Source organism: Algoriphagus sp. AGSA1 (genome assembly GCF_021390545.1).
Taxonomy (GTDB): Bacteria; Bacteroidota; Bacteroidia; order Cytophagales; family Cyclobacteriaceae; genus Algoriphagus.
In genome coordinates this window covers 1-20,339 of record NZ_JAJUWR010000046.1, presented here as the reverse complement: position 1 = coordinate 20,339, position 20,339 = coordinate 1, and the positions used below count along the sequence as shown (strand labels likewise).

At 43.1% G+C, this 20,339-nt stretch carries 19 protein-coding genes; 12 read left to right on the top strand and 7 right to left on the bottom strand.

The features are described from left to right. Positions 1–56 precede the first annotated feature (56 nt). Positions 57–1,523, top strand: coding sequence for a glycine--tRNA ligase (locus LZF95_RS24010; RefSeq protein ID WP_233757915.1), 1,467 nt, complete (start codon positions 57–59; stop codon positions 1,521–1,523). Between the two features lie 158 nt (positions 1,524–1,681). Here the strand turns inward: LZF95_RS24010 and LZF95_RS24005 are convergent, their stop codons facing one another. Beyond that, complete coding sequence (locus LZF95_RS24005) at positions 1,682–2,020, bottom strand: hypothetical protein (RefSeq protein ID WP_233757914.1); 339 nt, start codon at positions 2,018–2,020, stop codon at positions 1,682–1,684. Between the two features lie 105 nt (positions 2,021–2,125). Here LZF95_RS24005 and crtD point away from each other — a divergent pair, with 105 nt between their 5' ends. After that, entirely contained in the window at positions 2,126–3,592 is a 1,467-nt protein-coding gene (crtD, locus tag LZF95_RS24000) for a 1-hydroxycarotenoid 3,4-desaturase CrtD (RefSeq protein WP_233757913.1), read from the top strand. Between the two features lie 345 nt (positions 3,593–3,937). On the opposite strand, the gene LZF95_RS23995 is transcribed toward crtD, so the two are convergent. Next, positions 3,938–4,453, bottom strand: a complete 516-nt coding sequence (locus LZF95_RS23995) for a regulatory protein RecX (protein WP_233757912.1) — start codon at positions 4,451–4,453, stop codon at positions 3,938–3,940. Between the two features lie 72 nt (positions 4,454–4,525). On the opposite strand from LZF95_RS23995, the gene tpiA reads away from it, so the two are divergent. From tpiA to LZF95_RS23965, 6 genes are all read left to right on the top strand, one after another. After that, the gene (tpiA, locus tag LZF95_RS23990; protein ID WP_233757911.1) at positions 4,526–5,287 is read left to right on the top strand and encodes a triose-phosphate isomerase; all 762 of its coding nucleotides are present in this window, start codon (positions 4,526–4,528) and stop codon (positions 5,285–5,287) included. A 6-nt stretch (positions 5,288–5,293) separates the two neighbouring features. Further along, positions 5,294–6,142, top strand: coding sequence for a 50S ribosomal protein L11 methyltransferase (prmA, locus tag LZF95_RS23985; RefSeq protein ID WP_233757910.1), 849 nt, complete (start codon positions 5,294–5,296; stop codon positions 6,140–6,142). Between the two features lie 37 nt (positions 6,143–6,179). Further along, a complete protein-coding gene (locus tag LZF95_RS23980; protein ID WP_233757909.1) occupies positions 6,180–6,368 on the top strand; it encodes a hypothetical protein in 189 nt (62 codons plus the stop codon). Between the two features lie 102 nt (positions 6,369–6,470). Next, on the top strand, positions 6,471–8,195 hold the full coding sequence (recJ, locus tag LZF95_RS23975) for a single-stranded-DNA-specific exonuclease RecJ (RefSeq protein WP_233757908.1): 1,725 nt from the start codon (positions 6,471–6,473) through the stop codon (positions 8,193–8,195). A gap of 1 nt (position 8,196) precedes the next feature. Further along, complete coding sequence (lptB, locus tag LZF95_RS23970; RefSeq protein WP_233757907.1) at positions 8,197–8,934, top strand: LPS export ABC transporter ATP-binding protein; 738 nt, start codon at positions 8,197–8,199, stop codon at positions 8,932–8,934. Further along, entirely contained in the window at positions 8,934–10,478 is a 1,545-nt protein-coding gene (locus LZF95_RS23965) for a GH3 auxin-responsive promoter family protein (RefSeq protein ID WP_233757906.1), read from the top strand. The genes lptB and LZF95_RS23965 overlap by 1 nt, the downstream gene beginning before the upstream one ends. A gap of 67 nt (positions 10,479–10,545) precedes the next feature. Here LZF95_RS23965 and ccsA (LZF95_RS23960) read toward each other — a convergent pair whose 3' ends face one another. The 4 genes from ccsA (LZF95_RS23960) to ccsA (LZF95_RS23945) all read right to left on the bottom strand — a co-directional run bounded on the left by ccsA (LZF95_RS23960) (position 10,546) and on the right by ccsA (LZF95_RS23945) (position 14,575). Further along, positions 10,546–13,068, bottom strand: coding sequence for a cytochrome c biogenesis protein CcsA (gene ccsA / locus LZF95_RS23960; RefSeq protein WP_233757905.1), 2,523 nt, complete (start codon positions 13,066–13,068; stop codon positions 10,546–10,548). Between the two features lie 26 nt (positions 13,069–13,094). After that, the gene (locus LZF95_RS23955; protein WP_233757904.1) at positions 13,095–13,511 is read right to left on the bottom strand and encodes a cytochrome c maturation protein CcmE; all 417 of its coding nucleotides are present in this window, start codon (positions 13,509–13,511) and stop codon (positions 13,095–13,097) included. Positions 13,512–13,523: 12 nt separating this feature from the next. Continuing rightward, entirely contained in the window at positions 13,524–13,769 is a 246-nt protein-coding gene (locus LZF95_RS23950) for a CcmD family protein (RefSeq protein ID WP_233757903.1), read from the bottom strand. A 131-nt stretch (positions 13,770–13,900) separates the two neighbouring features. Further along, complete coding sequence (ccsA, locus tag LZF95_RS23945) at positions 13,901–14,575, bottom strand: cytochrome c biogenesis protein CcsA (protein WP_233757902.1); 675 nt, start codon at positions 14,573–14,575, stop codon at positions 13,901–13,903. Positions 14,576–14,770: 195 nt separating this feature from the next. Here ccsA (LZF95_RS23945) and LZF95_RS23940 point away from each other — a divergent pair, with 195 nt between their 5' ends. Both LZF95_RS23940 and LZF95_RS23935 read left to right on the top strand, forming a co-directional pair. Further along, positions 14,771–14,965: a type II toxin-antitoxin system VapB family antitoxin gene (locus LZF95_RS23940; protein WP_233757901.1), complete on the top strand. Its 195-nt coding sequence runs from the start codon at positions 14,771–14,773 to the stop codon at positions 14,963–14,965. 109 nt (positions 14,966–15,074) lie between these two features. Then, entirely contained in the window at positions 15,075–16,373 is a 1,299-nt protein-coding gene (locus LZF95_RS23935) for a serpin family protein (RefSeq protein ID WP_233757900.1), read from the top strand. 176 nt (positions 16,374–16,549) lie between these two features. Here LZF95_RS23935 and LZF95_RS23930 read toward each other — a convergent pair whose 3' ends face one another. After that, positions 16,550–17,215, bottom strand: coding sequence for a heme exporter protein CcmB (locus LZF95_RS23930; protein ID WP_233757899.1), 666 nt, complete (start codon positions 17,213–17,215; stop codon positions 16,550–16,552). Between the two features lie 301 nt (positions 17,216–17,516). On the opposite strand from LZF95_RS23930, the gene htpG reads away from it, so the two are divergent. Both htpG and LZF95_RS23920 read left to right on the top strand, forming a co-directional pair. Next, positions 17,517–19,403 (top strand): molecular chaperone HtpG, encoded by a 1,887-nt coding sequence (gene htpG / locus LZF95_RS23925; RefSeq protein WP_233757898.1) that lies wholly within the window; start codon positions 17,517–17,519, stop codon positions 19,401–19,403. A gap of 260 nt (positions 19,404–19,663) precedes the next feature. Then, entirely contained in the window at positions 19,664–20,050 is a 387-nt protein-coding gene (locus LZF95_RS23920) for a hypothetical protein (RefSeq protein WP_233757897.1), read from the top strand. Positions 20,051–20,339: the final 289 nt, after the last annotated feature.

Here is a 20,339-nt window from a genome sequence, read left to right as displayed (position 1 = left end):
CTTGAAGTCTTTCATTTTTCTGCGGGGATTCATTCATTTTACCTATTTTTGCGCCTATGGCAAAAACTGAGACTCCTGCGGAAAACGCACAATTAAAAGATATTATTTCCCATGCCAAAGAGTATGGATTTGTTTACCCAAGTTCCGAGATCTACGATGGCTTACAGGCTGTGTATGATTATGGGGCTTACGGTGTTGAGTTGAAAAACAACCTGAAACGTCTGTGGTGGGAGACCATGACAAGGGTTCAGGATAATATAGTAGGCATCGATGCGGCGATCTTTATGCATCCTACTACATGGAAAGCTTCCGGACATGTGGACAGCTTCAACGATCCTATGATCGATAACAAGGATTCCAAGAAGCGTTACCGCGCGGATGTGTTGGTAGAGGAGCATGCAGCGGTTTTTGAAAGAGCCGGCGACGTGGCGAAAGCGAATGAATTGACAGGCGCTTTGGCGAGATTGCTGGAAGATGAAGATCTTGCAGGTGTGAGGGATCTCATCGTAAATGAAGGCATCAAATGCCCGATCAGCGGGACGACCAATTGGACAGAAGTACGCCAGTTCAATTTGATGTTTTCCACCCAGGTGGGCTCTGTTGCGGAGGATTCTACGACTATTTACCTGAGGCCAGAGACCGCTCAGGGTATTTTTGTCAATTTCCTGAACGTGCAGAAAACCGCTAGGATGAAGGTTCCTTTCGGAATTGCCCAGATCGGCAAGGCTTTTCGAAATGAGATTGTTGCCCGTCAGTTTATTTTCAGAATGCGTGAATTTGAGCAGATGGAGATGCAGTTCTTTGTGCGCCCCGGTACTGAGCTGGAATGGTATCAGAAATGGGCTGATATGCGGATGAAATGGCATTTGGCACTGGGAACCCCTGCTGAAAAGCTGAGAAAGCACGACCATGAGAAACTTGCCCACTACGCAAATGCGGCAATGGATATAGAGTTTGACTTCCCATTTGGCTTCAAAGAAGTGGAAGGAATCCACTCCAGGACTGATTTTGATCTGAAGTCCCATCAGGAGTTTTCCCGAAAAAAGCAGCAGTATTTCGACCCGGAAGTAAACCAGAATTACATCCCGTATGTGATCGAGACATCGATCGGTGCAGATCGCTTGTTCCTATTGACGCTTTGCAATGCCTATACCGAGGAGAAAACAGATGAGAAGAGCAGGACTTATATGAAGCTTCATCCGGCGATCGCCCCGGTAAAGGCGGCAGTTCTTCCGATCACTAAGAAAGACGGCTTACCGGAAAAAGGCCGGGAGATTGTGGAGTTGCTGAAATATGACTTCAACATTATCTATGAAGATGCTGCCTCGATCGGTAAGCGCTATGCAAGACAGGACCTGATCGGGACACCGTTCTGTATTGCGGTGGATCACCAGACCTTGGAGGATAATACCGTGACTATCCGTCACCGGGATACCACTGAGCAGGAAAGAGTCGCTATCCCTGAGCTTCATGGCAGGATCGCTGAGGCTACTAGCTTCAAAAGGATTTTTGAGAAAATTTGATCTTCGTGAATTTTGGGTAGCGCCATTTCGGACTGCAAATCCTATTGTAAGCCCTCTGGATTACAAATCTAGAGGAGCAGTGAGCGGTGGACCGGCAGGAAATCCGTGAAGTAAGCAAATTTGGCCTACTTCACGGATTTATAACGCCGAGGAATCCTTTACTTCACCCATAGGGCTCCATCTCGTTCATTTCTCAAGGTAGAATTATCCACATACCTAAAAACCAACTGATCGATGATTTCATCAGCTTTGGCCACGATGATTTTCTCTCCCCGGATCTTGTAGGATGTTCTATATACTATATCACCGCTAGGTAATACGTCTGCGACACCATCTGCCGATAAAGTAATAAAGCTTCCGCAGTTATATTCAGGATCAGCCTCAGGATCGCAACCTTCCGGGATATAGGAATAGGTACCTAGTAGATCCGGATCGTCCAATTTGTCACAGGAGAAGAAAATAAATCCAAGTAGGGAAAGTAGTAGTAATTTTTTCATAAAAAATAAGTTATATACACTATACTCTACGGAAAATGGTATGTAAATGCTACAAAAATTCTAACATTTCTTAAAAGTAGTAGTTTAGAGGTCTAAAAAACATCGATGACTAAGAAGGCGCTTATCATAGGTTCAGGTATTGCCGGCATTGCTTCGGCTATTCGGTTGGCAGTGAAGGGCTTTCAAGTGGACGTTTTTGAGGCAAATACCTATCCCGGAGGCAAACTGAGTGAAATCAGGCTGGCAGGCTACAGATTCGATGCAGGGCCTTCCCTTTTCACACTGCCGGAGCTTGTGGATGAGTTGTTTCAGCTAGCTTGCAAAAAACCAAAGTCTTACTTTGACTATGAAAAGCTGGATGTGACTTGTCGGTATTTTTGGGAGGATGGAACGAGATTGAATGCGTATTCCGATCTCAATCAATTTGCGGAAGAAGTGCAGACAAAGCTAGGAGAACCAGCATCAAGTATCCGGGAAGCACTTCGCAGCTCCGCTTTCATCTATGATAGTTTATCCCCACTTTTTATGAACAGGTCACTTCATAAGCTGGACACCTGGACAAATTCACATGCGCTAAGGTCCTATTTAAGGATGGGGAAACTGGGGATTTTCTCTACTATGAATGAAGTAAACCGAAGGCACTTTGCCCATCCTAAATTGGTACAGCTTTTCAATCGATATGCCACATACAATGGCTCGAATCCATTTGAAACTCCAGCTACGCTTAATATTATTCCTCATCTTGAATTTAACATCGGTGCCTTTTTTCCGAAAAAGGGAATGCATGACATCACGTTGAGTCTTTTCAGGCTTTCAGAAGAGCTTGGGGTAAGATACCATTTTGGAAAGAAAGTAGATCAAGTCCGGGTTGAAAAGCAAAGGGCAGTGGGAATCAATGTGCAAGGTAAAACTATCCAAGCTGACCTCGTGGTGAACAATATGGACATGGTCAATGCTTACAAGACCATTCTCAAAGATCAGAAGCAACCCAAACTTTTGCTCAATCAGCCGAAATCAAGTTCCGCCCTTATTTTTTATTGGGGAATCAAGCGTGGTTTTCCTGAACTGGATCTCCACAATATTTTCTTTTCTGATAATTACGCATTGGAGTTTGAGCATATTTTCAAGCGTGGGGACATCTATGATGATCCTACGATCTATCTGAATATCACTTCCACACGCAGGGCCGATGATGCTCCATCAGGTTGTATGAATTGGTTCACTATGATCAATGTTCCGAATAATCAAGGACAGGATTGGGATGAAATGATAGCTGAGTCTAAAAGGAATATTATCCATAAGCTCAATCGTATCCTGAAAACTGATATAGAGGCCTTGATCGAAGTGGAGGAAATACTGGATCCTAGGGGGATTGAAACCAAAACGTCCAGTGCCCAGGGAGCACTCTATGGCAATAGCTCAAATAATAAGTTTGCCGCATTTCTACGTCATGCGAATTACTCCTCCTCGGTCAAAAACCTGTATTTCTGCGGCGGATCTGTCCATCCCGGCGGTGGGATTCCACTTTGCCTGCTTTCGGCAAAGATTATGAGTGAGATGATTGAAAGTTAGTAGGCAGGGTTCAGTTGCAGTTTATACTTCCTACACTTGTTCAAGTCTTCAGACTTGGACTTACTTTGCTGCAGTCTTCCGACTGCATTTACCTAAGTAGAACCTTACCCATTTTAGAAAAGTGTGAATGATCTGATCTTAAGATGCTCCTAAAGTGAGTTGTCTTTTGCCAAATTATTAAGAAAATTAGGCAGTCTGAAGACTGCAATATATTGGGTCCAAGTCAATAGACTTGAACCAAGGCACGTAGCTGGTCTGAAGACTTCATTTTGTGTAGATCCAAGCCCGCCTGTCGTCGGACAGGTCTGAAGAACCAGGCATCTAGTTAGCTCAATCTGCGACTGGCTACTGCGACTGATCACTAATCAAACTCTCCACGGCTTCCTTCACCAGATCCATCTCAAAGCCTTTGCTTAAAAGGTATTGGGTGACTTTGAACTTCTTTTTGTAGGAATCACCTTCATGAGTGCTTTCCCACTTCTTCTCTGTCTGCGTTAAGAGCGTATCGTAATATTCTTCAGGATCGATTTCGGATAGTCCCTTGCGGATGAGATTTTCGGGAATTTCCCTCATTTTGAGTTCCAGCCGGATTCTGTTCTTACCCCATTTTTTCAGCCTGAATTTGCCCCTGGCAAATGACCTGGCATAACGATCTTCGTTCACAAATTCTTCTGAAATCAGCTCCGCAATCAATTTTTCCGCAGACTCGTCTTTAATGCCTTTTTCATAGAGCTTGCGGCGGATTTCCCAGGGACAGCGTTCTTGATAGGCACAGTAAGTGGTCAGCTTCTCGAAAGCTTCTTCCTGTGACCAGGAGTTTTTTCCTGACTCATTTGTCTTATATTTTCCCCAACTGGACATTTTCCGTAATTTTAGACCAAATTATCGTGAATCCCTTTTTTATCAAACCTAATTAAATTTTCAAAACACACTATGCGCAAGAAAATAGTAGCCGGCAACTGGAAAATGAACATGACTTTCGAAGAAGGTCAATCACTTACTTCCGAGATATTGAATATGATCAAGGATGAGCATAGCGGCGATGCTATAGCAGTTCTTAATCCTCCATTCCCACATATCTTCCCTGTTAAAAAACTAATCAGAGAAGCCAAAAATGTGTTTATCGGTGCCCAAAACTGTTCTGACAAGGATGCAGGGGCTTTTACCGGCGAAGTATCCGCAAAGATCCTTGCGTCATTCGGTGTACAATATGTGATCATCGGGCATAGTGAGCGACGGGAATATTTCAAAGAAGGAAACGATACGCTTGCCCAAAAGGTGAAAATCGCCCTTGAAAATGGATTGACTCCTATTTTCTGCTGCGGGGAATCACTTGAGATCAGAACTGCAGGTACTCATGAAGCAAATGTTAAATTCCAACTTACCGAGAGCCTTTTTGACCTGAATCCAGAAGATTTCTCTAAAATCGTGATAGCTTATGAGCCAATCTGGGCGATAGGCACAGGCAAAACTGCCAGCTCTGAGGAAGCTCAGGATATGCACGCAGCCCTGAGAAGACATATAGCATCCAAATATGGCAAAGACATCGCTGACAATACATCTATTCTCTATGGGGGCAGCTGCAATCCTAAAAATGCGAGGGAGCTTTTTGCCAAACCGGACGTGGATGGAGGTTTGATCGGTGGAGCGTCCCTTAAGTCCCGTGATTTCGTAGATATTATCAAGTCATTCTAATAAGAAATGGATTACCTGGAGTTTAAAATCAAATGCCTGGAGCAATTCCGGGAAATCCTTATCGCTGAACTATCCATGATAGGCTTTGATTCCTTCCTCGAAACTGAGGAGGGAATCGATGCTTATATGCTGGAGCCTGATTTCGATCGAGTCGCTTTCGACGAGGTGATAGCCCAGTACCATGAGGATGCGCAAATCAGCCTCGAAGAGGGTCTCATGCCCAAAGTGAACTGGAATGAGGAGTGGGAAAAGAATTATGATCCCATTGCTGTGGACGATTTGGTATATGTACGGGCTTCATTTCACCCCAGCCAGCCTGAATTTAAACATGAAATAGTGATCAACCCCAAGATGTCCTTCGGCACTGGACATCATGCGACTACTTTCCAGATGCTCCGCCATCAGGGACAGATTGATCATCAAGGCAAAAGGGTTCTTGATGTAGGTTCTGGCACAGGGATTCTAGCGGTAATGGCGCATCAGCTTGGGGCAAGTGAGGTGGAGGCATTCGATATAGATGATTGGTGTGTGGATAATGGCAATGAGAATTTCGATCTCAATGGTCTGACCACCCGAATGAAGTTGGGTACTATCCGTGAAGTAAATCCCAAGGGAGAGTTTGATATCATTCTGGCCAATATCAATAAAAATGTATTGCTCGATGAGATGAATATTTATGCGGATTTACTGGAAAAAGAAGGATTCCTGTTGCTCAGCGGCTTTTATACTGAAGATATTGAAGATCTGCATGATTGTGCCAAGCCACTTGGACTTGAGCTGATTTCTCAACAAAGCAAGGATAATTGGGCCGCATTGGTTTTGCGGAAGAAACCCTTAATGTCACAGATTAACTAGGGAAATAACTTTACAACTTTACCACTTTACAACTCTAATGACTGAATTGATTATTTATGCTGTCGTTTTTGTCTTGCTCATAGGCCACTGTCTTTTTGCCGGTAAAATGTATCGTGCTGTTCATGAGGATGCTAGCTTGACTTTGGCGGAGAGAAATGATTGGAAGCTCAAAGCACTTATTTTTCCGGTATATTTTTGGGGAAAATATAAGAAGATAACAGGCTAGCTTTTTTACTTTCAAGTAAACTTTTGGGCTGAAATAGCCGATTATAGTACCAATACTTTTAATGTTTAAATCACAAGAAACTTAGTTTACTAAATTAGCTTAATGGAGTACCTCTGGAAACAAAAGCCCAAAACCTCGCAAACGGCCATCGACCAGCTGAGTAAAGAGATAAATGTCAACCCGACATTGGCTAATATGTTGATTAATCGCGGGGTAAAGAGCTTCGAGGAAGCCAAGAGCTACTTCCGTCCTTCTTTGGTCCAGCTTCACGACCCTTTTCTCATGAAGGATATGACTGAGGCCGTAGATAGGATCCAGACCGCAGTAGCGGGAGGGGAGAAAATCATGGTCTATGGCGACTATGATGTGGATGGCACTACTGCGGTAGCACTGATGTACGGATTTTTAAAAACGTTCTATCCGGATGTGGTCTTTTATATCCCAGACCGCTACAAAGAAGGATATGGGATATCTGAAAAAGGAGTTCGAATTGCCGCGGAGAATGATATCAAACTGATTATCGCATTGGATTGCGGGATCAAGGCAATAGAGAAAGTGGCTTTGGCATCAGAACTTGGGGTGGATTTTATTATTTGCGATCATCACACCCCGGGGGACAGGCTTCCGGCTGCTGTGGCAGTGCTGGACGCCAAAAGAAGCGATTGCAACTATCCCTACAAGGAGCTTAGTGGAGCTGGGGTAGGGTTCAAACTGATTCAGGCTATTGCAAGGAAGCGGGGGATGGATCCCGCCTTTTTGGATTCCTATCTGGATTTGGTGGCAGTGAGTATTGCGGCGGATATTGTGCCCATCACCGGGGAAAACAGGATTCTTGCCTATTATGGACTTGATCGTCTGAATAACACCCCTAGGCCAGGGTTGAAGGCTTTGATGCTCAGCAGTAATTTGGAGAAAGATATCGGGATTTCGGATGTGGTTTTCAAAATAGGCCCAAGGATAAACGCTTCTGGAAGACTGGAACATGCGAAAGCATCTGTGGAGTTGTTGATTTCCACTGATTTGGAAGCGGCCATGGAGCGGGCCAAAGTGGTCGATGAGGTAAATGCCACCCGTAGGAATTTTGATGAAAATATCACCAAGGAAGCTTTTGAGATGATCGCTCTGAGGGAGGAGTTGACCGTATGGAATTCCACCGTTCTTTTCAAGGAAGACTGGCACAAGGGCGTAATCGGAATTGTAGCCAGTCGATGTATTGAGAAATACTACCGTCCCACTATTATTTTGACAGAGTCAAATGGAAAAGCCACGGGCAGTGCGCGATCGGTAGTGGATTTCAATATATATGAGGCCATAGAAGAGTGTGCTGATCTATTGGATCAATTCGGAGGGCATATGTATGCGGCTGGACTGACGCTTCCTGTGGAGAATGTGATTGCTTTCCAGGAGAAGTTTGAGGCAGTGGTGAAGAGCAGAATAGAGGAAGTCCATCGCAAACCGGTGATAGAAGTTGATGATGAATTGCTGTTGGATCAGATAAATTACAAGTTTTATAATATATTGAGACAAATGGCGCCGTTTGGTCCCGGAAACACAGAGCCGATCTTCCGGATTTCAAATGTATATGCAGAAGATGTAGCGGTATTGAAGGATAAGCACCTGAGATTTAAGATCGTACAGGACGGTCAGGTGACTACTCCGGTTTGCCTGGGTTTTGGTATGGCGGACCGCACCAAAGATCCCGACTTGACTACCGTGAATATGCTTCGGGGCAAAATGAGATTTGATATAGTAGCAGAAATGAGAGAAAATGTCTTTCGTGACAAGAGTAGTTTACAACTCTACGTGAAAGACATAAAATTTGACTGATATGATTCTTCGAGCAGAACATTTAGTAAAGATCTATAAGGGTCGCAGGGTAGTAAATGACATCTCTGTAGAGCTAAGTCAGGGTGAGATTGTAGGGCTTTTGGGACCAAATGGAGCGGGGAAAACCACCTCTTTTTACATGATAGTAGGTTTGATCCAACCCAATGAGGGCAAGATTTTTTTGGAAAGCGACGATATTACCAGCCTACCGATGTACCGCCGGGCAAAGCTGGGGATAGGTTACCTGGCCCAGGAGGCGTCTGTTTTCAGGAAGCTTTCGGTAGAGGAGAATATCATGGCTGTGCTGGAGATGACTAAGATGCCTAAGCAGCAACGCAAGGAGAAAGTAGAGAGCTTACTGGAGGAATTCAGTCTGACCCACGTACGCAAAAATCTGGGGATGGTCTTATCCGGTGGAGAAAGAAGACGTACTGAGATCGCACGGGCTTTGGCTGTAGATCCTAAATTCGTCTTATTGGATGAGCCTTTTGCGGGAGTGGATCCTATCGCAGTGGAGGAAATCCAGACCATCGTGGCGAAGCTTAAAACCAAAAATATCGGTATCCTGATCACTGACCACAATGTGAATGAAACGCTTTCTATTACAGACAGAGCATACCTTATGTTTGAAGGCAAGCTACTGAAAGCAGGAACAGCTGAAGAATTGGCAGCTGATGAACAAGTAAGAAAAGTATATTTGGGTTCTAATTTTGAGTTGAAAAGAAAAGTTTTTAACTGATGGCGGTTCTAAATTCCTTTATGACCTGGATCTTCAAGAGCCGTTTGGGGCAAATTGAAAATTTTAAGAAAAACCCGATTTCTGTCCAGGAGAATATTTTTAGAGCACTGATTGAAGCTGGGAAAAACACCGAATTCGGTAAAGAGCACGGCTTTGCGGAGATTAAATCCTATGCTGATTTTGTAAGGAGGGTTCCCATAAGAAATTACGACAAGTTCAAGCCATTCATCGATAAGGCGATGGAAGGGAGTGATAATGTAATCTGGAACCGGGAGATAGAATGGTTTGCCAAATCATCCGGAACCACCGCAGGCAGAAGTAAATACATCCCGGTCACTGATGAGAGCCTGGAGGAGTGTCATTACAAAGGAGGCAAGGACATGGTGGCATTATATATGGCCAATTATCCAGATTCCAGGCTATTTGCCGGCAAGACCCTCACCATAGGCGGGACATTGGAAAACAATCCGCTCAATCCCCTGGGAACTGCCAGAGCGGGAGATATCTCTGCGGTGATTATGGAGAATCTTCCTTTTTGGGCTTATTTCGTAAGGACTCCTTCCAAGGAAACAGCTTTGATGGGAGAATGGGAGGCTAAAATTGAAAAAATGGCTCTGGAAACCATGGATGAAGATGTGACATGCATGGCCGGGGTACCTACCTGGACGATTGTACTTCTGCAAAAAGTATTGGAACTAAAGAAAGCCAAGCATATTCTAGAAGTATGGCCTAATCTGGAAATATTTTTTCATGGGGCCGTTGCATTCGGTCCTTACAAGAGCCTATTCAAAGAACTAATCCCTTCTGAAAAAATGAGGTATATGGAGACGTATAATGCCTCTGAAGGATTCTTTGGGATTCAGGATCAGAAAGATTCAGATGAATTATTGCTGCTTTTGGATTACGGGATTTTCTATGAGTTCATCTCCATGGAAGAGTGGGAATCTGAAGAACCCGCTGTAATTCCCTTGTCTGAAGTGGAGGTGGGGAAAAACTACGCATTGGTTATTACGACAAATGGTGGGCTCTGGAGGTACAAGATCGGGGATACAGTAAAGTTCACTTCTACTTCTCCGTATCGCTTTAGAATATCAGGCCGTACTAAGCAATTTATTAATGCATTCGGAGAAGAATTGATTGTCGAAAATGCTGAAAAGGCCATACAGCTTGCCGCCGATCAGACAGGTGCCCGCATTGCCAACTTCACCGCGGCTCCTGTTTACTTTGATGGGACCGGAGCCAAAGGAGCCCACGAGTGGATCATAGAGTTTCAAAGGGATCCAGATGATTTCAAAGAGTTTGAACGGCTGTTGGATATGCATTTGCGGGAGATTAATTCTGATTATGATGCGAAAAGGCATAAAGGATTGGCTTTGATAGAGCCCATAATCCACCATGCTCCGCAGGGTTTGTTTGAAAACTGGATGCGTATGCGGGGGAAGCTAGGAGGACAGCATAAAGTACCTAGACTATGTAATTCCAGGGAGTACGTGGACGAGATTTTGGGTATGTTAAAAAAATCAGAACCCTCAGACCCTGTTTAAAAACAACGAAGCCCGATGAGTTAACCATCGGGCTTTGCTATAAACTTTAGATTTCAGATTTTATACTTCACACTTCCAATCCTTTGTCCCTCATTTTTTTGAATTCATCAAATCTCCTGAAAATAGCTATTGTGAACCCTATAAGCATAATTATGGTGCCTATCCAAAGTACATTGATATAAGGCTTCACGATTGCCTTCATTACTACATAGTCTTTTTGATACTGATTGACTTTGAAGACAAACTTGTTTTCCTCAGGAAGAATGTTTTCAAGGGTTATTTTCAACCCCAATTCATTATCGATCACGGGAAGTTTCCCTACTTGATTGTTGCGGATGATGAAGGTTGGCTGCAGCAGTTTCTCCACATCATAATCTAGGATTCTAAGGTTAGCCCGTACCGCTACATCTCCTTCTTGCAGCACATAGCCGTCTAATTCTTTCAGCACATCCGCCCCATCAAAATAAGTCACAAAGTCCGCCACGTGGAATTGCTCACCCGGGGCTACTTCATAGATCTCGTCCTCTTTCCAGTCCGGATCCTCAGGATCATTCATTGCGGCCACATAGGTGTAGAGATCCTTGTCGATGAAAATCCTGGAAGCTGGGGAAGAAATCAGTCCTCCCATGCCTTCGTTGAACTGGGACATAGGGCTGAGTGAGAATTTCATTACATTATTTTGGTAATACTCGATCTCGAAGTAGTCATTTTCCTCAAGTACGATATCCACTTTGTCACCTTTTTGAAAGTGGTTCTTATAATCCTCTAGGGCGATAGCTTCATTGATATTGCCCGTAGGTTGAAGGATTTTGGCAGGAACATATTCGGATATCCCTTTTACCTTCTTCTGACGGCCACGGTAGATGACCGTATAGTCCTTCATTTGGGTAGGCTTATTGATCCAGAGCAGCACATGTTCCTTGTTCAGTTCATCCTCCCAGCTATTGCTATAAGTCAAGCCAGACATATTGATAGAAATAGTGTCTGAATAGCCTGAACTGAACATGATACCAATAAGAATCATCCCCAAACCAATATGTGCCAATGAGCCTCCGGCTAGTTTGAAGGTGGATTTTTTCAGGATTTTGAAGAGTATCACTGAATTGGCAGTAATGGTGAAAGTACCCGCAAGTACGATGATCATGTACTTCCAGTCATACACTTTGGCCAGGACAATGATAACAGCAGATAATAGTACCGAAATAATATAAGGTGTTAAAAGTGCGTCTTTTAGGGCTTTCTTGTCCATCTTTTGCCACCAGAAGAACTGCCCCACGGCAGTAAGCATCGCCAGGGCAACTGCAAACCACAGCTGAAACTTGGTATAGAAATCTACCTGATCAGCAGGGGGAGCCATATTGGAGATCCCTCCAAAGCTTTCCACCAGTGAATTCCAGGCTGGAATAGAAGTCGGTAAGATGACCTGAAAAGCCATCAAAGCCAAGGTAGTGGCACCAATGAATACCCAGAACTCCCGTGAATATACTGAGGCTTCTTTCTCCGAAGTAGGGATATGTTTCCAGGCTCTCACACATAAGACTATGGCGATCACAAGGAAGAAAAGCATGTAGATCAACAATTGGCCTGAAAGCCCCAGATCGGTGAATGAGTGAACTGAAGCGTCTCCAAGGACGCCTGACCTCACAAGGAAAGTAGCGTAAAGAACCAGGATGAAAGTCATGATCACCAACACTATAGAAGTTTTTAAGGCTGTGGCACTTTTCTTATAAGTGATCATGGTATGGATGGATGCGACCAGGATCAGCCATGGGACATACACCGCATTTTCTACAGGATCCCAGTTCCAGTACCCACCGAAGTTTAAGGTCACGTAGGCCCAGTAAGCTCCCATAATAATTCCCATTCCAAGGATCATGGCGGAGAAAATAGCCCAAGGCAAAGCAGGACGGATCCATTCAGAATACTTTTTGGTCACCAATCCACCCATGAGGAAAGCGAATGGAACCAATGTAGAGGCATAACCCAAGAAGAGCGTGGGAGGGTGAATTACCATCCATATATTTTGCAGGAGTGGATTTAAACCCGTACCATCTTCCGGAACGAAGTCAGGATTCATCTGGAAAATCGGTGCTTGGGTAGCATCTCTCAGGAGAATAAAAGGGGAACTACCTATTTTCAATTCGCCTATCACCACGCCCAGAATCATCGAGACCAAGAATGCCTGTACCAAAGCAAAGACAACCATCACCGGAGCTTCCCAGAATTTATTGGTCTTGATCAGAATGGCTCCTAAAATCACGTTCCAAAAGATCCAAAGGATAAATGCACCTTCCTGGCCTTCCCAGAAACTGGAAATCATGTAGTGAACAGGTAGTGCCCTGGAGCTGTGGGAATAGGCGTAAAAGTACTCGAAGCGGTGATTGTAGATGATCTCAAAAAGCGAAAAAGCGATCATGACGCTGGATACGGCATGTATGGAGAAGCTTATCCTACTAAATTTCCTCCAATTGGCTTTTTCTAATTCGTTTGCACGGAAGCACTGTATGTAGGCGTATGCGGTAGTCAGCGCACTGACAAAGGCCACTATGGTCATCAAGTGGCCAAAATTACCGATAAAGGTATTGATCATGGATTTTTTATTGTATCTGCCCTAACTCACATTCCCGCTGTCTGCACTTCAGTTTCCTGATATTTTGAAGGGCATTTCATCAGGATTTTATCGGCGATGAATATTTCATCATTCTTGTACGATCCGATTACTACCACAGACTCCGAACGGGTGAAATCTGCTGGTACAGGCTCATTGTAAAACACCTCCTGCTCCACTCCTTCGTTATCGACAAGCATAAAGGTGAAAGAAACTTTGTCTTCCCGCACGTTTAGTCCGGTCACCTCACCGTTTGCGTCTTTTTTCAGCTGTCCCACTACGTGGATCGCTTTGTCCTCGCCCTTATGCTTCATTTCTTTGGCGGTGGTGAAGCTCTCATAACTGCTTGCATCACCGATGGAGGTCATGATGATTACTATCGCAACTGCTATTATGCCTAATCCTATAAGGTGTCCTTTTTTCATTTTAGCGAATTGTTAGGAAAGTAGATTTTTTTCAAGTTTGCTGATCTTTCGATCCGTACTTATGAGGTAAACGGTGATTCCGGCGAAAATGAGTACAATCACCCCTACCAAAACATAAATTTTTCCGTTGGCCCGCATGGTATCTGCCATTTCCACTGAGTTGTTGGAGTAATCAGCTTCAGTTACCGGGATTTTGTCCTGTGCCAGTGCAGAGAGGCTAAAAGCCAGAAGCAGCGCTATGGTAAGTAATTTTTTCATCAGTTTTTAATTGTTTTTAAGGCCAGATGGAATCCCTGTCTGCGGCAGGCAGGTCGAATGGTTTAAATATTATTCCAGAATACGCTGTTTATATCATGCCTGTCTGTCTCAAGCAAACTCGATTTCATCAATTAGGAATTAATCATACGATCTTCTAGAGTCCTTTCGACCCTACGCATTCTGACACGTACAGTTGCGATCCAGCTGCCAAATAATGTCCAGGCAATAATCGCAGGATAGAATACTGCCCTTAATTTGGAGTCAAGATCATAAGCGTTGAAGCCCGGGTTACCACCATTTCCCGGATGCAAACTGTCTGTTAATCTAGGCAATACAAAGATAAGCGGAATAAAGGCTGCAAAGGCGAAGATGTTATAAATAGCACCGATTCTGGCTCTTTGTTGGGAATCTGTAAGTGAGTTTCTTAGGATCAAATAGGCGAAATACATCAAAATCCCAATAGCTGCGGCGTTTTGCTTAGGGTCTCCACTCCAGTAATCTCCCCAAGTGAATTTAGCCCAAAGCATGCCGGTGACGATGCCCAATACCCCAAAAAGAATAGCTGCATTGGTGAATTCTATGGCCAAATCATCATTTTTGAGATCATTGGTTCGTAGGTATTTGATGCTGTAGTACACCGCCACTACCAACATTAGAATCATACCAAACCACATGGTCACGTGAAAGTGAAGAGCACGGATAGTTTCATTGAGAATGGGAAGCCTCGGCACTTCCATCAGCAAGCCTGCGATTAGCGTGTACAGCAGCAGGGCGATTGCAAGAATTTTCCACCAGGATTGGCGCATAGGGTATTTTTGCTAATTCAAGTGCAAAAATAAGGCATAAGTTCCTGAAAACGCTGCTTTTTGTGAGTTCTTTTAACCACGGAGGTCACAGAGGCGAACGTAATGTTTACTCAGAATAGAAAATTTGGATTTGTTGCTTTTAAAACCTTATACAAATTCTTTATAATGTGTAGATTCACTGAAATCACACACATTATGAGAACAACTATTGAAATTGACGACAAGCTAATGGAGGAAGCCATGAAAGTATCTGGCTTGACTATTAAGAAAGCTACAGTGGAAGAGGGATTGCGGTTAATTCTTAGGTTGAAAAAACAGAAGCGAATCAAAGCGTTTCGGGGAAAAATGAAGTGGGAGGGTGATATGGATAAAATGAGAACTGGTTCATGATTTTGAGCCCTTTGAGACCCATTTTGGTTTGAGCTCGATTTTTTGATTATGACTTCGCCCAATTGTAGCATTTTGCAGATAACCAACGTCTTGATGAAAAATGTTAGCTATGAAACCATTCTTTTTCAAATCCTACAGGAGCTCCAAGCCTGCCGCAAGCCTATGTATGCTTACATCATTTCTCTTCTGCTTTAGCTGCATGTCCGGTGAGGATAATCCCCCTTCGGGAAAAGTAGAGGCTAATTTGAGGGAGCTGTCCTTAGATGAAAACAGACTCTCTGAATCAAATACGCGGTTTGCAACAAATTTTTTCCAGCAGTTGGTCTCCAATGGGGATTCCAAGAACCTGTTTTTCAGCCCCTATTCAGTACACCAAGCATTGGCTATGGCGATGAACGGCAATGATGGGGAGGTTTTGGAAGAATTTATCCAAGTTTTGCAACTGGAGGGCATGAGCCTGGAAGAAGCAAACCAGGCAGTCGAAGACCTTACGTCATTTTTGCTGGATGTAGATCCAAAAGTAAAACTAAGCATAGCCAATGGTATTTGGTATAAAGACGACTATCAAGTAAAAACCCCTTTCAAGGATGCTGCCCAAAACTATTTCAATGCTGAAATTGCCCCGATTGATGTGTATGACCCAAATTCTGTGAATATCATCAATCACTGGATAGAAAAACAGACCAACGGCCTCATCAAGGATATGCTGGACTTTATTCCCGCAGATGCTGTGATGTATTTAGTCAATGCGATTTACTTCAAAGGGGACTGGACCTATAATTTTCCAAAAGAGAATACCATCAAAGAAAACTTCACGCTCGGCAATGGGCAAGAAATCATGGTAGATATGATGAATTTGGGTGAGTCGGCGGGATTCAAAGCTTATGGTGCAGCCGACTATACTTACTTGGAAATACCCTACAGTTCAGAACAGTATTCTATGGGGATTTTAATCAATGAAAGCGGTAATCTTTCGGAACTATATCCTCACTTTACCTTGGAAAATTTGAATGAATGGAGAAGTAATCCGAGGGATGTGAATTTGATTTTGAAAATGCCGAAATTCAAGATTGAATATAAAATTGACAACCTTTCCAGCGACTTACAAGATATGGGGTTAGTCAGGCCATTTAGTTTCCATCAAGATAATTTCACCCAATTATTCTCCAACCCAACTGATCTTTTGAAAATCGACAGGGTAATCCACCAAGCGCTTATAGAAGTAGATGAAAAGGGAACGGAAGCTGCCGCGGCCACTATTGTTGAAGTGGTAGAATATACCAGTTTACCTCCTGATTCAACACCGACAATCTTCACTTTGGACAGACCTTTTATCTTTTTTATCCAAGAGAAACACAGCGGAGCGATTTTGTTTATGGGGAAATTGGAGAATCCTTTGGAAAGTTAAGCAATTACTCAAGAACAAGGGCTTTGAGTCTTTTGCGACTTATCTGGGATTGAGGTCTGTTTTCTGATTTATCACCGAGGGGAAATCAATCTATACTTTCATTGGAATTGGCTTTGGGTGTCATGTTCATAATCTTTAATTTTCAATTCCGAATGATGAATTTCGAATAATGAAGACTACGACCTCCACAAATAAGGAAACAAAATATATCCCGTCACGGCGACGATGGCATTGATCGCCAGAAGCGTCAAGAGCTTATCTATGCTTACACTCCAATCGAGTCCGTCCATGGCGTTTTTGGAAATGCGGATAGCCATCAGCAAAATAGGGATAATCACAGGAAAGCTCAGAATAGCCATCAGAGTGGCGTTATTGCCAGCTTTGGAGGCAATACCGCTTACCATGGTGAGACTTGCCGAAAATCCCATCGCCCCTAAAATCAAATTAAGCAGAAACAAGCCTTGATCCTGGACTGGATTTCCCAAAATCACTGAAAAAACCCCATATCCTAAAAGAGCCAAAATCAGTGTAAGTCCGGTATTGTAGATAATTTTAGAAAGAATAATTGCCTCGGGCGAAGCAATCATGTAATAATAGAGTTGACGTCCTTGGTGCTCCTGTACGAAACTTTTTGCCACAGCATTTACAGCCGAGAAAAGAATAATAATCCAATAAAGCGCATTCCAAGTGGGAGCGGTAATATTTCCCTGCTTGGCCCCTACACTCAGGTAGGTGATGAAAACTGCGGAAACCACATAAAGCAAAATCCCGTTCAGTGCGAATTTCTGTCGCCATTCCAGCGTGACTTCCTTGCTAATGAGAACTGAGATTTCTTTCCACATGCCCAAAGATAGGTGGATTGTAAAAATTATAAGGACTTGTCCGCCGTGGCGGATTGAAAAATTGAAAAATTCAGGTAATCACGAAAGAGGATGCGTGGTCACCCTGAGCGGAGGCGAAGGGCCATAAGTCCAACAAGTTGTAAGTCAGGATTGCTTTTTTCGAATTGTTAGGATTTCTATGAGCATTGAGAATTTCAAATCTAAAATTCAATCTGCCAAAATGACACCAATTCTCCTTTGGAACAACAGTTGCAATTCCGAGCCCGACAAACCATGTGTTTAACTAAACTAATTTATAGCCATGCAGGAAAAAGGCACGATCTCGATCCATACCGAGAACATTTTCCCGATTATCAAGAAGTTTCTCTATTCTGATAACGAGATTTTTCTAAGAGAACTTGTATCAAATGCAGTTGATGCGACACAAAAAATCAAACGATTAGCGACATTAGGTCAGTATTCCGGCGAACTTGGTGACACTACGGTGGAAGTGAGTTTTGATGAGAAAAAGAAGACCATCACCATCTCTGACCGAGGTTTGGGGATGACTGCTGAGGAGATTAAAAAGTACATCAACCAGGTAGCTTTCTCCGGAGCTGAGGAATTTGTGGAGAAATTCAAGGACGCCAAAGATGCCAATGAAATCATCGGTAAGTTCGGTCTAGGTTTTTACTCGGCTTTTATGGTCGCTGACAAGGTAGAAATCAACACGCTTTCCTACCAAGAAGGAGCAGAAGCCGCTAAATGGACCTGTGACGGATCTACTTCGTTTGAGATTTCCAAAGGAAAAAGAAAAGATCGGGGTACAGACATTATCCTTCATATCAATAAGGATTCCGAAGAATTCCTGGATAAATGGAAGCTTCAGGGAATCCTGGACAAATACGCAAAATTCCTTCCTGTGCCGATCAAATTTGGCACTAAATCCGAATCTGTAGAAGATGGGGTGGATGACAAAGGCGAGAAGAAATGGAAGTCTGTGGAAGTGGATAATATCATCAATACCACTGCACCTATCTGGACCAAGTCCCCGAGTGATCTGACTGACGAAGACTACCTGAAGTTCTACAAAGAGCTTTACCCTATGTCTGAGGATCCACTTTTCTGGATTCATTTGAATGTGGACTATCCATTCAACCTGACGGGAGTGTTGTACTTCCCGAAAGTGAAAAACGAATTCGAACTTCAGCGAAACAAGATCAAATTATTCAGCCGTCAGGTATTTATCACGGACGAGGTGAAAGACATCGTGCCTGAATTCTTGATGTTACTTCATGGGGTGATCGATTCTCCGGATATTCCTCTGAATGTGTCAAGAAGCTTCTTGCAGGCGGATGGTAATGTGAAGAAGATCAATTCCTACATCACCAAGAAAGTAGCGGACAAGCTGGCTGAGCTTTATAAAAAAGACAGAACTGCTTACGAGCAAAAATGGGGTGATATCGGCCTTTTCGTGAAATACGGAATGATCTCCGAGGAGAAATTCTACGAAAAAGGGAAAGACTTTGCTTTGCTGAAAAATACGAATGGCGAGTTTTTCACTATCGAAGAATACCAGTCTAAAGTAAAGCCGAACCAAACAGACAAGAATGAGCAAACAGTCATTTTGTATGCAACTGATTTGGAGAAGCAGGATGGCTTTATTCAGTCCGCCAATAAGAAGGATTATGATGTCTTGGTGATGGACTCACCGATTGACAGCCATTTTATCCAGAATCTTGAAAGCAAACTGGAGAAAACTTCCCTGAAGCGTGTAGATGCGGATGTGGCTGAGAAGCTAATCCAAAAGGATGAGACTTACGCCAACTTGCTTACTGAAGATCAAAGCAAGGAAGTGAAAGAAATCTTTGAGAAAGCGATCAATAACAAAACCTACACAGTTGAAGTGGAAGGCCTAAGCCCTGAAGAGCTTCCGGTGACCATCACCATGGAGGAGTTTATGCGCAGAATGAAAGAAATGGCTGCCACTGGTGGTGGAGGAATGGGCTTCTACGGATCGCTTCCTGATGCTTACAAGGTAGCCATCAACGGAAACCACCCTGCTGTAGATAAAGTCCTAAAAGCTGAAACTGAAGAAGAGAAGATCAAAATAGCTAAACAGTCATTTGATCTGGCGCTTCTTTCCCAAGGCTTGCTTACAGGTAAAGACCTGACCGCATTTGTGAAAAGAAGTGTGGAGTTGCTGTAAAAGCGTTTAACACCCTTGAGGTTCTCAAAACCTCGAGGGTTTTTTTATAGTAGATTCATTAACCCTTGATTCTGGAGCAATAGATTCAAGGGTTTTCATTTAAGAGACAGTTCCAAATCTTTATCTTAGAAGGACTTATAAATAGAAAATCGATCGTAGATATATTGAAAGTGAAAAAAGGCAGGTATGTATTAAAAATCATGCTTAAGAGTGATGAAGAGGAAACGCACCATATTATCATAGACTAAAAATCCAAACTTATGAAATATATAATTATAGTTTTGGCTCTCTTACTTCCTTTTGCTGGATGTAGCGATGTTGGGGCACCACAAGGAGTTGATTCAGTCCAAGGCACATGGCAACTGATTGAAACCTATGGAAGTGATGGAGGAGCTGGTAATTGGATGTCCGTAGAAAATGGTTATACCTATACTTTTGAAGAGGATAATATTCTCCTTTCAAACAGATTTTCTTGCAACGGAACATATGTTAAAACAGTTGACAGCTTGACCATTGATTTTAATTGCCCGGATGTTCAATTTCAACTTGTTTATGGTGTTTCTTTTGATGATAACAGATTGGTACTGACTCCCGATCCTGTGAACTGTGACGAAGGATGTGCTGAAAAATTCAAGAGAGTAAAGTAGTGATTGAAATTGGTTGGTTTTCTAATTTGTTTTGTAACTACGGCGAGTAAATTCACGGAGAAAATATCAACCTAAAGACTTGCTAACAGGCAAGGATTTGACTGCTTTTGTGAAGAGAAGTGTGGAGTTGCTGTAAATAGCACTTAACCCTTGAGGTTTCTAAGAGACTGTAATCTAAACTCTGTCTAAAACTTTGAATTTTAGTTAAAGTTTATAAGATAGAGCAGTATGAAAGAACAAGAATCAGCATTCAAGAAAAAAGTATTAGAGCAGTTTTTATCAGGGGAGA

Bases quoted from the DNA above. Each gene is read 5' to 3' on its own strand.
- LZF95_RS23995 (WP_233757912.1), bottom strand. From the start codon at position 4,453: ATGTCCAGTTGGGGAAAATATAAGACAAATGAGTCAGGAAAAAACTCC.
- recJ (WP_233757908.1), top strand. From the start codon at position 6,471: ATGGAGTACCTCTGGAAACAAAAGCCCAAAACCTCGCAAACGGCCATC.
- LZF95_RS23940 (WP_233757901.1), top strand. From the start codon at position 14,771: ATGAGAACAACTATTGAAATTGACGACAAGCTAATGGAGGAAGCCATG.
- tpiA (WP_233757911.1), top strand. From the start codon at position 4,526: ATGCGCAAGAAAATAGTAGCCGGCAACTGGAAAATGAACATGACTTTC.
- LZF95_RS23935 (WP_233757900.1), top strand. From the start codon at position 15,075: ATGAAACCATTCTTTTTCAAATCCTACAGGAGCTCCAAGCCTGCCGCA.
- crtD (WP_233757913.1), top strand. From the start codon at position 2,126: ATGACTAAGAAGGCGCTTATCATAGGTTCAGGTATTGCCGGCATTGCT.
- prmA (WP_233757910.1), top strand. From the start codon at position 5,294: ATGGATTACCTGGAGTTTAAAATCAAATGCCTGGAGCAATTCCGGGAA.
- ccsA (WP_233757902.1), bottom strand. From the start codon at position 14,575: ATGCGCCAATCCTGGTGGAAAATTCTTGCAATCGCCCTGCTGCTGTAC.
- LZF95_RS23930 (WP_233757899.1), bottom strand. From the start codon at position 17,215: ATGTGGAAAGAAATCTCAGTTCTCATTAGCAAGGAAGTCACGCTGGAA.
- LZF95_RS23955 (WP_233757904.1), bottom strand. From the start codon at position 13,511: ATGAAAAAAGGACACCTTATAGGATTAGGCATAATAGCAGTTGCGATA.
- lptB (WP_233757907.1), top strand. From the start codon at position 8,197: ATGATTCTTCGAGCAGAACATTTAGTAAAGATCTATAAGGGTCGCAGG.
- htpG (WP_233757898.1), top strand. From the start codon at position 17,517: ATGCAGGAAAAAGGCACGATCTCGATCCATACCGAGAACATTTTCCCG.
- LZF95_RS24005 (WP_233757914.1), bottom strand. From the start codon at position 2,020: ATGAAAAAATTACTACTACTTTCCCTACTTGGATTTATTTTCTTCTCC.
- ccsA (WP_233757905.1), bottom strand. From the start codon at position 13,068: ATGATCAATACCTTTATCGGTAATTTTGGCCACTTGATGACCATAGTG.
- LZF95_RS23965 (WP_233757906.1), top strand. From the start codon at position 8,934: ATGGCGGTTCTAAATTCCTTTATGACCTGGATCTTCAAGAGCCGTTTG.
- LZF95_RS23920 (WP_233757897.1), top strand. From the start codon at position 19,664: ATGAAATATATAATTATAGTTTTGGCTCTCTTACTTCCTTTTGCTGGA.
- LZF95_RS24010 (WP_233757915.1), top strand. From the start codon at position 57: ATGGCAAAAACTGAGACTCCTGCGGAAAACGCACAATTAAAAGATATT.
- LZF95_RS23980 (WP_233757909.1), top strand. From the start codon at position 6,180: ATGACTGAATTGATTATTTATGCTGTCGTTTTTGTCTTGCTCATAGGC.
- LZF95_RS23950 (WP_233757903.1), bottom strand. From the start codon at position 13,769: ATGAAAAAATTACTTACCATAGCGCTGCTTCTGGCTTTTAGCCTCTCT.